Source organism: Micromonospora polyrhachis (assembly GCF_014203835.1).
Taxonomy (GTDB): Bacteria; Actinomycetota; Actinomycetes; order Mycobacteriales; family Micromonosporaceae; genus Micromonospora_H; species Micromonospora_H polyrhachis.
In genome coordinates this window covers 707,866-721,332 of the sequence record NZ_JACHJW010000001.1, presented here as the reverse complement: position 1 = coordinate 721,332, position 13,467 = coordinate 707,866, and the positions used below count along the sequence as shown (strand labels likewise).

The 13,467-nt window shown below is 69.6% G+C and carries 12 protein-coding genes, 1 tRNA gene and 1 pseudogene; 8 read left to right on the top strand and 6 right to left on the bottom strand.

Annotated features, from left to right (window positions below; translation table 11 throughout):
* Positions 1-111: 111 nt before the first annotated feature.
* Positions 112-2,412, bottom strand: a complete 2,301-nt coding sequence (locus tag FHR38_RS02920) for a HelD family protein (protein WP_184532543.1) — start codon at positions 2,410-2,412, stop codon at positions 112-114.
* A 183-nt stretch (positions 2,413-2,595) separates the two neighbouring features.
* Here FHR38_RS02920 and FHR38_RS02915 point away from each other — a divergent pair, with 183 nt between their 5' ends.
* Complete coding sequence (locus FHR38_RS02915; protein WP_184532542.1) at positions 2,596-3,231, top strand: SGNH/GDSL hydrolase family protein; 636 nt, start codon at positions 2,596-2,598, stop codon at positions 3,229-3,231.
* A 57-nt stretch (positions 3,232-3,288) separates the two neighbouring features.
* Here FHR38_RS02915 and FHR38_RS02910 read toward each other — a convergent pair whose 3' ends face one another.
* Positions 3,289-4,416, bottom strand: coding sequence for a LolA family protein (locus FHR38_RS02910; protein WP_184532541.1), 1,128 nt, complete (start codon positions 4,414-4,416; stop codon positions 3,289-3,291).
* 92 nt (positions 4,417-4,508) lie between these two features.
* Between FHR38_RS02910 and FHR38_RS02905 the strand changes: the two genes are divergently transcribed.
* On the top strand, positions 4,509-5,165 hold the full coding sequence (locus FHR38_RS02905) for a response regulator transcription factor (protein ID WP_184532540.1): 657 nt from the start codon (positions 4,509-4,511) through the stop codon (positions 5,163-5,165).
* Positions 5,166-5,248: 83 nt separating this feature from the next.
* Positions 5,249-6,580 (top strand): annotated as a pseudogene (locus FHR38_RS02900) (ATP-binding protein); the annotation flags it as partial.
* A 179-nt stretch (positions 6,581-6,759) separates the two neighbouring features.
* Here FHR38_RS02900 and FHR38_RS02895 read toward each other — a convergent pair.
* Positions 6,760-8,346, bottom strand: coding sequence for a tetratricopeptide repeat protein (locus FHR38_RS02895; protein ID WP_184532538.1), 1,587 nt, complete (start codon positions 8,344-8,346; stop codon positions 6,760-6,762).
* A 58-nt stretch (positions 8,347-8,404) separates the two neighbouring features.
* A complete protein-coding gene (locus FHR38_RS02890; protein WP_184532537.1) occupies positions 8,405-8,878 on the bottom strand; it encodes a MarR family winged helix-turn-helix transcriptional regulator in 474 nt (157 codons plus the stop codon).
* 48 nt (positions 8,879-8,926) lie between these two features.
* On the opposite strand from FHR38_RS02890, the gene FHR38_RS02885 reads away from it, so the two are divergent.
* Both FHR38_RS02885 and FHR38_RS02880 read left to right on the top strand, forming a co-directional pair.
* A complete protein-coding gene (locus FHR38_RS02885; RefSeq protein WP_184532535.1) occupies positions 8,927-9,448 on the top strand; it encodes a VOC family protein in 522 nt (173 codons plus the stop codon).
* A 129-nt stretch (positions 9,449-9,577) separates the two neighbouring features.
* On the top strand, positions 9,578-10,510 hold the full coding sequence (locus FHR38_RS02880; protein WP_184532533.1) for a hypothetical protein: 933 nt from the start codon (positions 9,578-9,580) through the stop codon (positions 10,508-10,510).
* 11 nt (positions 10,511-10,521) lie between these two features.
* Here FHR38_RS02880 and FHR38_RS02875 read toward each other — a convergent pair whose 3' ends face one another.
* The gene (locus FHR38_RS02875) at positions 10,522-10,704 is read right to left on the bottom strand and encodes a DUF4236 domain-containing protein (RefSeq protein WP_184532531.1); all 183 of its coding nucleotides are present in this window, start codon (positions 10,702-10,704) and stop codon (positions 10,522-10,524) included.
* Positions 10,705-10,971: 267 nt separating this feature from the next.
* On the opposite strand from FHR38_RS02875, the gene FHR38_RS02870 reads away from it, so the two are divergent.
* Positions 10,972-11,748: an SDR family oxidoreductase gene (locus FHR38_RS02870; protein ID WP_184532529.1), complete on the top strand. Its 777-nt coding sequence runs from the start codon at positions 10,972-10,974 to the stop codon at positions 11,746-11,748.
* Between the two features lie 193 nt (positions 11,749-11,941).
* Here FHR38_RS02870 and FHR38_RS02865 read toward each other — a convergent pair whose 3' ends face one another.
* Positions 11,942-12,373: an SsgA family sporulation/cell division regulator gene (locus tag FHR38_RS02865; RefSeq protein WP_007457244.1), complete on the bottom strand. Its 432-nt coding sequence runs from the start codon at positions 12,371-12,373 to the stop codon at positions 11,942-11,944.
* A gap of 361 nt (positions 12,374-12,734) precedes the next feature.
* Here FHR38_RS02865 and FHR38_RS02860 point away from each other — a divergent pair, with 361 nt between their 5' ends.
* Positions 12,735-13,247: a TIGR02611 family protein gene (locus FHR38_RS02860; RefSeq protein ID WP_246446268.1), complete on the top strand. Its 513-nt coding sequence runs from the start codon at positions 12,735-12,737 to the stop codon at positions 13,245-13,247.
* A gap of 50 nt (positions 13,248-13,297) precedes the next feature.
* Positions 13,298-13,369: transfer RNA gene (locus FHR38_RS02855), tRNA-Val, on the top strand.
* Positions 13,370-13,467: the final 98 nt, after the last annotated feature.

Below are 13,467 nucleotides of genomic sequence, written 5' to 3'. Positions count from 1 at the left end.
GGGTCCGGGTCCCCGAGGAGCGCAGGTCCAGGAAGTGCCTACCCGCGAGATGCGGGTAGGCACCTCCTGGTTCTACCGGACCTCGTGGTGCTGTCACCGATGGAAAGAACCTCAGGCCGTCCGTAGTACGCCCAGCCGCTGGGTCGCCCGGGTCAGCGCCACGTACAGGTCGTTGCGACCCCGAGGGGACTCCGCGACGATCCGCTCCGGCTCGACCACCAGAACCGTGTCGAACTCCAGCCCCTTGGCCTGTGCCACGGTCAGCAGCACCACCGGGTTGACCAGCTCCGGCTGTTCGCCCACCACCACCTCGGGCCGGGCGGCGGTGACGGCCCGACCCAGCTCGTCGACCCGGCTGTCGGGCACGATCACCCCGACCCGGCCCTCGCCCACCTCGACAGCCGCGCGGTGGACCGCCTCGACGAGCCGGTCGGCCAGTTCGGCCACGGGCACCGATACGTCCCAGGGCGGGATGCCGGTCTCCCGTACCGGGTGGGGCGGGGTCAGCGTCGGGTCGATCTCGGCCAGCACCTCAGCCGCCACCGACATGATCTCGGCCGGCGTACGGTAGCTGACCGTCAACTCCTCCAGCCGCCAGCGATCCGCCACGTACGGCTCCAGCGTCCGCTGCCACGACGAGGTGCCGGCCAACGCCCCGGTCTGCGCGACGTCGCCGACCAGGGTCATCGACCGGCTGGGACAGCGGCGCATCAGCAGCCGCCAGGCCATCGGCGACAGCTCCTGTGCCTCGTCCACGATGACGTGCCCGAACGCCCATTTCCGGTCGGCCGCCGCCCGCTGGGCCGTGGTCAGCCGCTCCCCGTCCTCCTGCCGGTCGGCCAGGGTGTCGGCCCCGAGCAGGTCGGTGACCGAGAGGATCTCGCCCTCGTCCTCGTCTTCCAGGTCGATCGAGCGGGAACCCAGCGCGATGTCGAGCACGCCCTCGGCGTACTCGATCTGCTGTTGGCGGCTCCGTGCGGCCCGCGGCCGAATGTCCCGGTCGGCCGCGCCGAGCAGTTCGGCTGCCTCGTCGAGCAGCGGTACGTCGGCCGGTGTCCATCCACCCCTCGGTTCGCGGCGCAGCAGCCGCCGTTCCGCCTCGGTCAGCTCGGGCGCGGCGTTCGCCAGCCGATCGTCCGAGGCATAGAGGCCGGCAAGTAGCTGCTGCGGGGTGAGCACCGGCCACAGCCAGTCCAGGGTGGCCAGCACCTCCGGTTCCTGCCGTAGCTCCCGGCGGATCTCCGCGATGTCGGCCTCCTCGAGCAGGTTCTCCCCGCCGAGCGGATCAGCGCCGATCCGCTCGGCGACCTGCCGAGCCAACTCGTGGATGATCTCGACCTCGAACAGCGCCCGAGCCAGGTTGTGCGGCTTACCCGACCGGCGGGCCCGGTCCCGTGCCTCGGCGCAGGTCCGTGGGTCGAGCAACAGGGTGTCCTGTTCGACCACGACCTCCACCGGTTCGTCGGGCAGCCGCTGGCGGTCCCGTACCGCGGCGGCCAGCACCTCGACCATCTCCGGTCGGCCCTTGATCTCGGCGGTCTCGGCCGATTCGGCGCGCCGCGCGGTCACTCCGGGATAGAGATCGCCGAGGGTGGACAGCAGCACACCGGTCTCAGCGAGCGCGGGCAGCACCTGGGAGATGTAGCGCAGGAAGGTGTCGTTCGGCCCGACCAGCAGCACGCCCCGGGTGGAGAGCAGTTGGCGGTGGGTGTAGAGCAGGTACGCGGCGCGGTGCAGCGCGACCGCCGTCTTGCCGGTGCCCGGTCCGCCCTGTACGACCAGCGCGCCAGCCAGGTCGGCCCGGATCACCCGGTCCTGCTCGGCCTGGATGGTCTCCACGATGTCGCTCATCCGGCCGGTGCGGTCGGCGTTCAGCGCGGCGAAGAGCGCCGCCTCACCGGTCAGGTCGTCCCGTCCGGAGTGCCGGGCCAACGTCAGGTCCAGCACTTCGTCGTTGAGGCCGGTCACCTTCCGTTGCTGGGTGCGGATGTGCCGACGGCGTCGTACCCCCTGCGGTGCGGCGGCGGTGGCGAGGTAGAAGGGGCGGGCGGCCGGTGCCCGCCAGTCCATCAACAGCGGCGCGTAGTCGTCGCCATCGTCGAAGATCCCGATCCGGCCGATGTAGTGCCGCTCGTCATTGTCGAGGTCGAGCCGACCGAAGCAGAGGCCACTCTCCACGGCACCGAACTGTTCGACCTGCTTGGTGTACATGGCCACGGTGCTTTCCCGCTGGGACCGCTCCTGCTGTGTGCCGCCGCTGTTGCGCAGCGCCTCGGACAGCCGGTTTGCCGCCTGTTCGCGCAGGTCGTCGAGGCGACGGTAGAGCAGCGAGACGTGTTCCTGCTCGACACCGACTTCGTCGATCTGCTCATCGAGGCGCGGCCCGGTCGAGTGGCCGGAGTAGCTTGACAAGCTTTCTCCCTATCAAATAGGATTCCCGCGAGAACGGCATTCTTTGCCGTTCTTTTTGTGTTTAGCAACGACGAAGAATAGCGCGTTCCGCACCGCCCGGCCAAGACTGCGCGCAGCGTGTGCGCTGGCCATTCGAGCGGTGGCGGGCGTGTGCGATGGCGATGAGGCAGGGGGAGCGGCGGCATGATCTTTTCGGCTGGGCAGCGCATCGTCTTCGTCGGCGACAGCATCACCGACTGTGGTCGCCGCGACCGGGCCGCCCCGTACGGCGACGGCTACGTCAACCTCACCCGGGCGATGATGACCGCGACCTACCCGGAATTGGGGCTGACCTGGGTCAACCGGGGCGTCAGCGGGGACACCGTGCGCGACCTGACGACCCGTTGGGAACGGGACGTGCTCGCCGAGCGGCCGGACTGGCTGGTGGTGAAGATCGGCATCAACGACGTCTGGCGGTTCTTCGGCGACCAGCCCGACCAGGGGGTGCCGATCGAGGAGTACGAGTCGACACTGCGGGACCTGTTGAGCCGAGCCGTCAAGAACACCGGCTGCCGGTTGATCCTCGTCGACCCGTACCTGATCGAGCCTGATCACGGTGAGCCCCAGCGTGCCCAGACCGACGACTACCTTCGGGTCGTCCACGCCCTGGCCGCCGAGTTCGACGCCGTCCACGTGCCCACCCAGGGTGCCTTCGACCGGGTACTGGCCACCACGTCGGCCGGGCAGTGGGCGCACGATCGGATCCACCCCAACCTGCCCGGCCACGCGGTCATCGCGCAGGCGCTCCTGGCCGCCATCGGGTGGCGGCTACCGTCCTGAGCAGCCCGCTATCGTCCTGAGGCAGCCTCGACCCCACCGCGCGGGCTGGTCGGAGCTTCACCTCCGGACGGCAGCGACCTCGTACAGCCGCTCGGGACGAACCGCACCGACCAGGATTCGACCGTCGTCGGTGAGTAGCGCGCTGAACAGGTTGCCGGCCAGCAGTCGGCCACTGCCCCAGGCGCCGTCGACCTTGGGCAGCCGGTCGAGCAGCCCCGCGAACCGATCCGCCGGTGCCCCGTCAGCCGACTGCGCGGTACGAGCGACGAGGACCGTGGTCCACCCCGTACCGTCGGTCTGCCACTGCGCATCCGAGCCGTCGGGGTGCTGCGGCCCGCGCCCCGGCGCGGCTGACCCCTTGGGGTCGCGTTCCGGTATCCCGGACTGCTCGGTCACCCGGGTGCCGGGCGGCGGGTTGAAGGCGAACTGCGCCGGGTCGGGCCGGTCGAAGCTGACCTGGGTGAAAGCCATCTCGAACGCCGGCTGGTCGGTGCCCTTGGCGAAGACCTCGAACCGCAACGGTACGTACTCCCGGGCGTCGATCGCGATCCGGACCTGGCCGACCAGCGACGCGCCGTCCCGGGGAGCGAGCACCAGTTCGTAGGCGTCCCGCCCGGCGATCTTCGCCGACCGTCCCACGGTTACCTCGGTGCTCGGGTCGACCGCTGCCAGCGCCCGGTCGGCGGCTTCCTGCGGGGTTGCCGGCAGTCCGTCCGGGCGCAGCGGCCGGTCGGTTGGTTCGCCCGACGGTCTGCCGAGGGACAGGCTGCGATGCGTCGCCGAACCGGTCCGACTGTTCCAGAACCACAGGTCGTCGCCGTTGCGGATCACGTCACTCTCGCCCAGGGTGCCGAGCAGGGCGACCCGGGCCTGATCCGGTCCGGCGTACCAGACGCGGAGCGTGTGCGTGCCGGAGACCAGTGCGGTCAGGTCGCTGCTGCCCCGCCCAGCCGAGGTGGGTAGGCCCGGCAGACCCAGGTCGGTGCGCTGCACCACAGTGCCGGACAATCCGTCCAACCGTGCGGTCTGTAGATCGACCAGCAGTTGGGCCGCGCTGCGGGGCGGCAGACTCGGATCGGCGGACGCCGCGAACGTGCCGATCGCGGCACCCCCACCGATCACCGTCACCGCCGCGGTCGCCGGGATCACCCAGCGGGACAGCCGCCGGGAGCTGAAAACTGACATGGTGCACCTCCTTGCTCCATCCTGCCGGTAGTGGGCTGTGATCGGGCTGAGAACCCTTGGGGCGACCCGACGGCGGATGGCACGCTTGGCTCGTGCGACTGCTGGTGGTGGAGGACGAGGTACGTCTGGCCCGCGCGCTGCAACGCGGTCTCCAGGCGGAGGGGTTCGCGGTCGACGTCGCCGGGGACGGCCCCACCGGGCTTGACCTGGCCCGACATGGCGGGTACGACGCGATGATCCTCGACGTGATGCTGCCCGGCCTCTCCGGTTACCGGGTGATACGCCAACTGCGTGCCGAGGAACACTGGCTGCCCGTACTCATGCTCTCCGCCAAGGACGGCGAGTACGACCAGGCCGACGGCCTGGACTGCGGAGCTGACGACTACCTCACCAAACCCTTCTCGTACGTGGTGCTGCTGGCCCGGTTGCGCGCGCTGCTCCGGCGGGGGGCACCGCAGCGTCCGGCGGTACTCACCGTCGGCGAGCTCAGCCTCGATCCCGCCGAGCGGCGGGTGGTCTCCGACGGCACCGAGGTCAATCTCACCGCCCGGGAGTACGCGCTGCTGGAATACCTGATCCGTCGGGCCGGGGCGGTGGTCTCCAAGACCGAACTACTCGACCACGTCTGGGACGCCAGCATGGATACCGCGCCGAACGCGGTCGAGGTCTACATCGGTTACCTACGCCGCAAGATCGGCCGGCACCGGTTGGAGACCGTGCGGGGTGCCGGCTATCGGCTCGCGACATGACCCGGAGGTGGGGAAGGGCCCCGTCAACTGCAAGAAGCGTCAGGAAGAGGCTCTTCCTGACGAAGGGCCTGCGCGCGCGGCTCATGATCCTCACCGTGGTGGGGCTGACTGTCGGGCTGGCGGTCGGCGGGGCGGTGCTGATCGGCGCGCTGGGTTACGCGCTGCAACGCACCGTGGACACCGAAGCGTTCAAGACCGCCGACGCGGTGGCACGACTGGCCGGTGCCCAAGCCCTGCCCGATCCGTTACCGGTGGCCGGCGGTGACGTACGGGTCCAGGTGGTCGACGATCGGAACCGGATTAGGGCCGCCTCGATCGATGCCGACCGGCTGGTGCCGATGCTCAATCCGACGGAGCTGTCCCGGGTCCGCGACCGGGGCGGGCTGTTCCTCTCCGGTCAGCGAGTCGGGATGAACGGCCCCGTACGGGTGGTGGCCGTGCCCGCCGGTCCGGCGGATGACCCGCAGACCGTGCTGGTGGCCAAGTCGATGGCGGACGTCAAGCACAGCGTGCACATGGTCCGGACCATCCTGCTGATCAGTTTTCCACTGCTGGTGGCGGCGCTCGCCACGGTGGCCTGGCGGGTGGTCGGGGCGACCCTGCGGCCGGTCGAGGCGCTGCGGACCGGGGCGGAGGAGATCACCGGCAGTGCCCGGGGCGGCCGGCTGCCGGTGCCGGACTCCCGGGACGAGATCCATCGGCTGGCGGTGACCCTCAACGGCATGCTGGACCGGCTGGAGTCGGCCCGTACCCGGCAGCGGGCCTTCGTCGCCGACGCCGCCCACGAGCTACGCAGCCCGCTGGCGAACATGCGGACCCAGCTGGAGGTCGCCCAGCGGCTCGGTACGCGTACCGACTGGTCGGCGGTAGCCGAGGACCTGCTTGTCGACACCGTACGGCTGAGCCGTCTCGTCGACGATCTGCTCCTGCTCGCCCGCGCGGACGACGCCGGTTCGGGGCACCGGGCGGCGAGTGGGCTGGTTGAGTTGGGCGAGTTGCTGGTCGCGGTCGCCGACCGTTACCCCTCGCCCCCGGTCGGGGTGGTGCCCCCCAGTCATCCGTTGTGGACGGTGGGGGAGCGGGACGCGCTGGCCCGGGTGGTGGCGAACCTGCTGGACAACGCGGTACGTCATGCCCGTGGCGAGGTGACGTTGCACGCCACCGATGCGGTGCGGGGTGATTCGACGTACCACGTGGTGACCGTGACCGACGACGGGCCGGGCATCCCGGCCGAGGACCGGGAGCGGGTGTTCGACCGGTTCACCCGCCTGGACGATGCGCGGGCGCGGGACGCCGGCGGCTCCGGCCTGGGCCTGGCCATCGTGCGGGACCTGGTCCGCCGCCAGGGCGGCACGGTGGAGCTGTCGGACGCCCACCCCGGCCTGCGCGTCCAGGTACGGTTGCCGGCCCATCCGGCACCGAGCGATCTGGGCCGTTCGGTATCGAGCGATCTGGGCCGTTCGACGGCGAGCGATCTGGGCCGTTCGGTATCGAGCGATCTGGGCCGTTCGACGGCGAGTGGGACGAGCCGTTCGACGGTAACCGGGCCGGCTCCGGGCACGGGTGAACCCGGTCAGCTCCTGGGCGAGGCCGGTCAGTCCGTGGGCGAGCCAGCCGCCCGGCTGGTGCAGACCGATTCGGACCGGGCCACCACATCCACCGAGTAGACGATGGTGATGGTGAAGCAGTAGTTGTTGCTTCGGCTCAGGTTGGGGACGGTGTAGCTGGTGCTGCCGGCCGGTAACTCCTTGAACGCCCGGGTTTCCTGGCCGGCCCGGCTACCGGACACGATCACCGGTCCCTCGCTACCCGGCGGATAGATCCAGGTCAGCAGCACGTTGTCTCGGTTGTCTCGGAGCGCCACGCCGCTGGGTGGGGCGGCGGCTCGGTCGGTGGGCCCCGGCCCCGGGGGCGGGGTGCTGGCCGCCGGACCGGTTGGCTCCGACTCCGCGTCGTCGACCAGGGTGAAGCCCGCGATGACGGCCGCCGCGCCGAGCACTACGACCGTCAGGCCGGCGAGGACGATCGACAGTCTCCGGCGCGATGGCGGCTGCGGGGGGCGCGGGATCGTCACGGGCAGGGTTGTCCGGCGAACCTCGGGCAGGTTACGCACCCGATACACCCCGTCGGAACCGCGCTGACCGTCGTTGGATCGCGTCGATGGCGGATAGTCGCCCGTCGGGTCGCCGACCAGCGGCGGTACGCCGGCGGGATCGCCGCCAACCAGCGGCGGTACGCCCGGCGGCAGGGTCGGCTCGACCGGCGGCTCGGCCTCAGGGACCGCCCGGGACCCAGCGACAGACCCGGCCTCGGCCGCCAGGCCGGGTCGCATCGTCGAGGTGGTGACGGCCGGCTCAGCGAAGGTGTCGCGGTCCGGGCTGTCATGTCCCGCGCCGTCGTAGTGCCTCGGCTCGTCCGTCGACCAGTCGGTCGAGTCGTCAGGGGAGACCCGGGGCGTCGGGACCGTTGCTGCGGGGGTGGGTTCGGCACAGACATGGTCCGGGTTGGCGGCGGCTCTGGCCAGCGCGGCCACCTGGATCGCGAGCGGATGGTCGGCCGGCAGACCGGTACGGCACAGTTCCCGAGCCAGGGCGAGGTGCTCGTGGGCCTCGGTGAAGTGTCCGCAGTCCCGCTGCATGGCACCGAGCCGGGCCAGCATCTTGATGCCGCTGAGGTGGGCGTCGCCGTACACCTCGCGGTGCATCTCCCACGCGTCGGCCATTCGCTCCCGGGCCACTTCGCACTCGCCCTGGGCGTACTCGACGGTGGCCAGGTCGGCGTGCGCGGCGAGGACCCGGAGTGATTCGGGACCGTCGGTCGCGGTCAGCTCGATGATCACGTCCTGGTAGAGGCGGGCGGCCCGCGCGTAGTTGCCGACCCGGTGGAGTACGGCGGCCAGGGTCGCCGCCGCGGCAACCGTTCGTTGGTCGGAAGGCCCGTACAGCCGGGTGGCTGCCGCGTACGCGAATGCCGCCCATCCCCGGGCGGAGTGCGGTTCGCCAAGGGTCACCAACACCCTGGCCTGGAGGCTGGCCGCCTCGGCCAGGTCGGGGGAGGCATGACCGGGCCGAGGATCGGCATTGCTCAGCGCGTCACCGAGCAGCTCCTGGGCACCGGCCAGATCGCCGGCGGCTACGAGGTCGTGCGCCTGGGCGAGAAGGTCGTCGAGGCCGGAAGACACGCCTCATCGTGCGTGCCCGGCGACGGTCAGTACAAGGGGACGTTGAGTCGCGATTTGGTCATGATGTCGGTCGATCAGCGGCGAGATGGTCCATCAATGTCTCACTGATCTGCCGGAGTTGGTCGACCTGAGCGGGGCTGAGCTGGTCGAACAGGTGTCGACGGACTCCTTCGACGTGGCCGGGCGCGGCGGCGGCGAGCACCTCGAAGCCCTGATCGGTGAGTACGGCGAACGCGCCCCGGCGGTCGCTGGGGCAACTCTCACGCCGGACCCAGCCCGCCTCCTCCAGCCGAGCGATGGCGTGCGAGAGCCGGCTGCGGGAGGAGTTGGTCGACTCGGCGAGGTCGCTCATCCGGAGCTGCCGGTCGGTGCTCTCGGAGAGGCGGACCAGAATCTCGTAGTAGGCGTGTGGCATCCCCGCGTCCCGTTGCAGCTCTCGGTCGAGGCTGTCCATCAGGGCCCGGGACGCGGCCAGGAACGCCCGCCAGGTGCGTTGTTCGTCGGCATCGAGCCAGCGCGTCATGTCTGCCATCATAACCAGGTAGTTGAACGCTCAATTATCTGCGCTACCGTAGTCGGCATGGGTATCCACCGCCTCAACCACGCTGTGCTCTTCGTCCGCGACCTTGCCCGGAGCATCGCGTTCTATCGGGACGTCCTGGGCTTCCGGCTGATCCCGATGACACCGGACAACTTCACCGGTGCCGCCTTCCTCCAGGCACCCGATTCGACCAACGATCACGACCTTGGTCTGTTCGAGCTCGGTGCCGCCGCCGGCCCGTCCGGAGCCGGCCGGACCAGCGTTGGCCTCTACCACCTCGCCTGGGAGGTCGACACCCTGGACGATCTGGCGGCGCTGGCCGATCGCCTGGCCGAGGCCGGTGCCCTTTCCGGCAGCTCGGACCATGGCACCACCAAGAGCCTCTACGGTCACGACCCGGACGGTCTGGAGTTCGAGATCGTCTGGCTGGTCCCGGCCGACGAACTCGACGAGCAGGCGCTGGCCGCCCGCAAACGGATCGGTCGGCTCGATCTGGCCCGGGAGAAGCAGCGCTACGGCGGCCAGACCCGGGGCGGTGTCGGCATCTCCCGGCCGGTCTGACCCGGCGTCGTTGGCAACTGGTGTGCCGTTGGTAACTGGTGTGACCCGGAGCCGTTCCCGGCTGGTGCGACCCGCTGTGATTCGTCAGCTGATGTGACACACGGCGTCGACCCAGGGTAGAACCACAGCATGCCCGTCGAAGCGATCAACACCGTCCCGCGCGACCTGCTCGTCCGCCATCTCGAACACTGGACTCCGACGGCGCTGCGGCGATCCCGACGGGCGACGTTCGCCCAGGCGTACGGTGGATCCGACCGGGGCACCGCCGAAGCCACGATCCGGGTCTTCGCCCGGTTCGCCGGGGCGCTGCGGGGCCGCCAGCTCACCGTGGTCGCGCTCGCCGCGCCGGACGAAGATCTCACCGTACGCGTCGGCGCGGCCCAAGCCGAGCTGCCAGCCGAGGTGGGCGTGCACCTCGTCGCCGGTGACCTCGAACGAATGCCGGTGACCCTCCGAGCGGCTGGTGCGGCCGGTGCACCCGTACTGGCCTATCTGGACGCCACGGTCGGCGCGGCACCCAGCGCTGACACGCTCGCGGCCGTGGCCGCCGCCGGACGTCCCGGTGAGGTGCTGCTGGTGCTCGGCGCGCAGGCCCGGGCAGAGCTGGATTACCGCCGGATCCTGGCCGACGCCGGCTTTCCCCTGGTGACCGCGGTCGAACTGGTCGACGTCGGGGCCACGCGACTGCTTGTCTTCGCCACCTCACTGGGCCGCAGCCTCGACGCGTTCAAGGAGGCCATGTGGGCCATGGACGGTACTACCGGGGTGCGGTACCGCGATCCGCGCGATCCGGCGGGGGAGCCGGCGGCGATCTCTCCGGAGCCACCCCTCGAACCACTGCGCCGGACGCTACTGGACCGGCTCACCGAGGTCGGCGCGGGTTCGGTGACCGAACTACGGCAGTTCACCGCAGCGGAGACGATCTACCGGGCGACTGATGCGCTCACCGCGTTGACCGGGCTGCTCGACGCCGGACTGATCACTCGCGAGCCGCAATCGGGCCGGCTGGCCGGTGACGTGATCATCGCATCGAGGTCACCGGAGCAGCCGGCCCGGTCGTGAAGGTCCCGGAGTCACCGGGCCCGTGACTTGTCCTGCTTCCAGGAGAGCGGCCCGGGCAGGTCGACCCGATGAGCCCGAGCCCGGGAATTCCAGGACCAGCGGCCCAACTTCACACTCCACGAGGAGAAGCCGTTCTCGGTGAAGTTCAGGATCAGTGGACCGATCTTCTTGCGCTTGCGGAACATCAGACCCATGGCTGTGCTCCCTTCATGACTGTCAACCGGGGGTGCTCGGAGAAGTGCCCGGATCGATGCCCCACCAAACTCCCCCGGTACGCAGCCAGGGCGGCTGCCCCGCCCCGTGCCCACCGTGTCGAGAACTGTCCGGCCCGGAAGGCTCCCGAGGGTCGGGACAGGCTCCGGCTTGTCGACGGTCATCGTCGCGGCTACGTTCAGCCCACCATGAGCTGGCACCGGCCGGTGCGGTCGGGCCGAGGGAGACGATTCCTGGAGAGGTTGGCCATGCCGGGGCTGTTCGCGGTGGAGGGCAAGAAGGTACTGGTCACGGGGGGCTCGCGCGGCATCGGCCTGATGATCGCGCGAGGGTTCGTCGAAGCCGGCGCGGACGTGATCGTCTCGTCTCGGAAGGCGGATGTCTGTGCCGCCGTAGCCGAGGAGCTGTCGGCGGTGGGTAACTGCATCTCGGTTGCGGCGGACCTGTCGACGACGGAGGGAGTGGATCGTCTCACCGACGCGGTACGGGAGAACGGGCCCGCACTCGACGTGCTGGTGAACAATGCCGGGGCCACCTGGGGTGCGCCGCTGGAGGCGTATCCGGAGGTCGCGTTCGACAAGCTCTGGGCGGTCAATGTCAAAGCGGTCTTTCGGCTGACCACGGCACTGTTGCCCGCGCTGCGGGTCGCGGCGGACGCCGAGGATCCAGCCCGCGTGATCAATATTGGTTCCGTCGACGGAATTCGGGTTCCCGCGATGGAGGTTTATGCCTATTCGGCTACCAAAGCAGCGGTCCATATGCTCACCCGCACGCTGGCCCATCAACTCGCACCAGAGCACATCACGGTGAACGCGATCGCGCCCGGCCCGTTCGACAGCAAGATGATGGCCTTCGCGCTGGACGATCCGGCCACCCGGGCTGCAATCGCTCAGCAGGTGCCGCTGGGACGAATCGGTCGTCCTGCCGACATGGCCGGCACGGCGATCTACCTGGCGTCCCGGGCCGGTGCCTACCTCACTGGCACCGTCATCCCGGTTGATGGCGGCATCACCACACACGGTTGAGCAGCTTCGTCGGGCGCTGGATCGCATGGTCCGCCCGGAACCAGACGCGTGGCAGCCCCGAACCAGAGCGGCCGTTGGCCGACCGGATCGGGTCAGCCAACGGCGCTCGGGGCGTACCAGGGGGATGTGGGCGGGTCGGCGCCGCGCGGACTCGGCAGGTCCGCGCGGCGCCGGTTGTTGTTCTTGTTGGCGGTCAGCGACCGGCGAGCAGCCGGTTGACCGCGGTGTCGACATCCAGGTGCTCAGCTTCCCGGCCCCGAGGCACCACCACGTAGGTGCGTCGCAGGAAACGGACCAGGACGCTACGGGGCACCTCGAAGAGCGCATTGCCATCCGGTGAGGAGAGGGCAAGTGCCACGAAGTCGCCGCGGGGTGTGGCCCAGGGCCAGACCCGAACGTCGCCGATTCCGGCGGGCTCGTCGAGCCCGGTGACGAGCAATTCGCGGGCGAACGACCAACTCACCGCCTCGCCGCCGGCTGATTCTGCGTGAAATAGGACATGGACCGCATACGGGTCAGCAGGGTCGTAGCGCAGACTGGCGCGCACCGGCAGAGCGGTGGCATCAGGTGCGACGAGCCTTAACGACGTCTCGACCTCGACGGTCGTGGGTCGGATGACACTCATGGACGTTCTCCCCCCGGCACCGCTGCGGAACGCGCGTGTTCCGCTTTTCCCATACTCAGGTGATACTCCCGGCTACGCTCCGCCATACGCTGACTTCACCCGGTGGTGGGAAGGAATTCGGAAACACCGCTTGAATGCAAAAATTCGAGTAGAGTATCCGGTTTCGCCCAAGTGCGTGATCCCGCCCGGGCTCGGGTGGTTCAGTCGTCGACTCACTCCGGTAACGTCCAGTCGTCCCATCGAGTGACGGGCCAGGGTGACACTGGGGGGCGAAATGGTTCCGAATCCATCCTCAATGGAACAAGTCGTTCGGGTCTCGACGTCCGAAGCGGCTCAGGAGGTTGCGGCGGAGCTGGGAAACATGAGCGGGGAGCGGGGTAGTGGCGTGCCAGAGGACGACTACGCAGCGCAGGGCCGGCGGCGTTCGCCCCTGGGGGAAGGGGCGGCCAGCGGTACGGCGGTGGCCGAGGCCCAACAGCGAAACCGACGGCAGCGGCTGCGGACCACACTTGAGATCATCCGAGCCAACCCGACCGGGCGGATCACGCTCAAGGCGCTCGTGGCGATCGTGGGGGCGCTCGTGGTCGCCGTCGGCGTCGCCCTCATCCCGCTACCCGGGCCGGGCTGGTTGATCGTCATCGCCGGGCTTGGCGTCTGGGCGGTGGAGTTTCACTGGGCCAAACGGCTACTCGCCTTCACCCGGGAGAACGTTCGGGCCTGGACCAGATGGGTCACCCGCCAGTCGTTGCCGGTGCGACTCGTGATCGGCACGGTCGGGCTGTTGTTTGTCGGCGTTGTGTTCTGGCTCTCACTGAAGTTCGGTCTAGGGATCGATGTGGTCGCCCAGGTGCTGGCGTACCTGGCGACGCACTGACCCCGAAGATGCGCGGTGGCTACCTGATCAGGTACAGTCATCCGCGCTGAGGGCGATTAGCTCAGCGGGAGAGCGCTTCGTTCACACCGAAGAGGTCACTGGTTCGATCCCAGTATCGCCCACGCAGTTCAGAAGGCATGCCCAATCGATGGGCATGCCTTCTGTCTATTCCCGGGTGTCCAGCAGAGTGACGGCGGTCGCAACGCAACCACCGGCCGCT

Coding starts and splice junctions, on each gene's coding strand:
- FHR38_RS02875 (WP_184532531.1), bottom strand. CDS start 10,704: ATGGGTCTGATGTTCCGCAAGCGCAAGAAGATCGGTCCACTGATCCTG.
- FHR38_RS02915 (WP_184532542.1), top strand. CDS start 2,596: ATGATCTTTTCGGCTGGGCAGCGCATCGTCTTCGTCGGCGACAGCATC.
- FHR38_RS02870 (WP_184532529.1), top strand. CDS start 10,972: ATGCCGGGGCTGTTCGCGGTGGAGGGCAAGAAGGTACTGGTCACGGGG.
- FHR38_RS02890 (WP_184532537.1), bottom strand. CDS start 8,878: ATGGCAGACATGACGCGCTGGCTCGATGCCGACGAACAACGCACCTGG.
- FHR38_RS02880 (WP_184532533.1), top strand. CDS start 9,578: ATGCCCGTCGAAGCGATCAACACCGTCCCGCGCGACCTGCTCGTCCGC.
- FHR38_RS02860 (WP_246446268.1), top strand. CDS start 12,735: ATGAGCGGGGAGCGGGGTAGTGGCGTGCCAGAGGACGACTACGCAGCG.
- FHR38_RS02865 (WP_007457244.1), bottom strand. CDS start 12,373: ATGAGTGTCATCCGACCCACGACCGTCGAGGTCGAGACGTCGTTAAGG.
- FHR38_RS02910 (WP_184532541.1), bottom strand. CDS start 4,416: ATGTCAGTTTTCAGCTCCCGGCGGCTGTCCCGCTGGGTGATCCCGGCG.
- FHR38_RS02885 (WP_184532535.1), top strand. CDS start 8,927: ATGGGTATCCACCGCCTCAACCACGCTGTGCTCTTCGTCCGCGACCTT.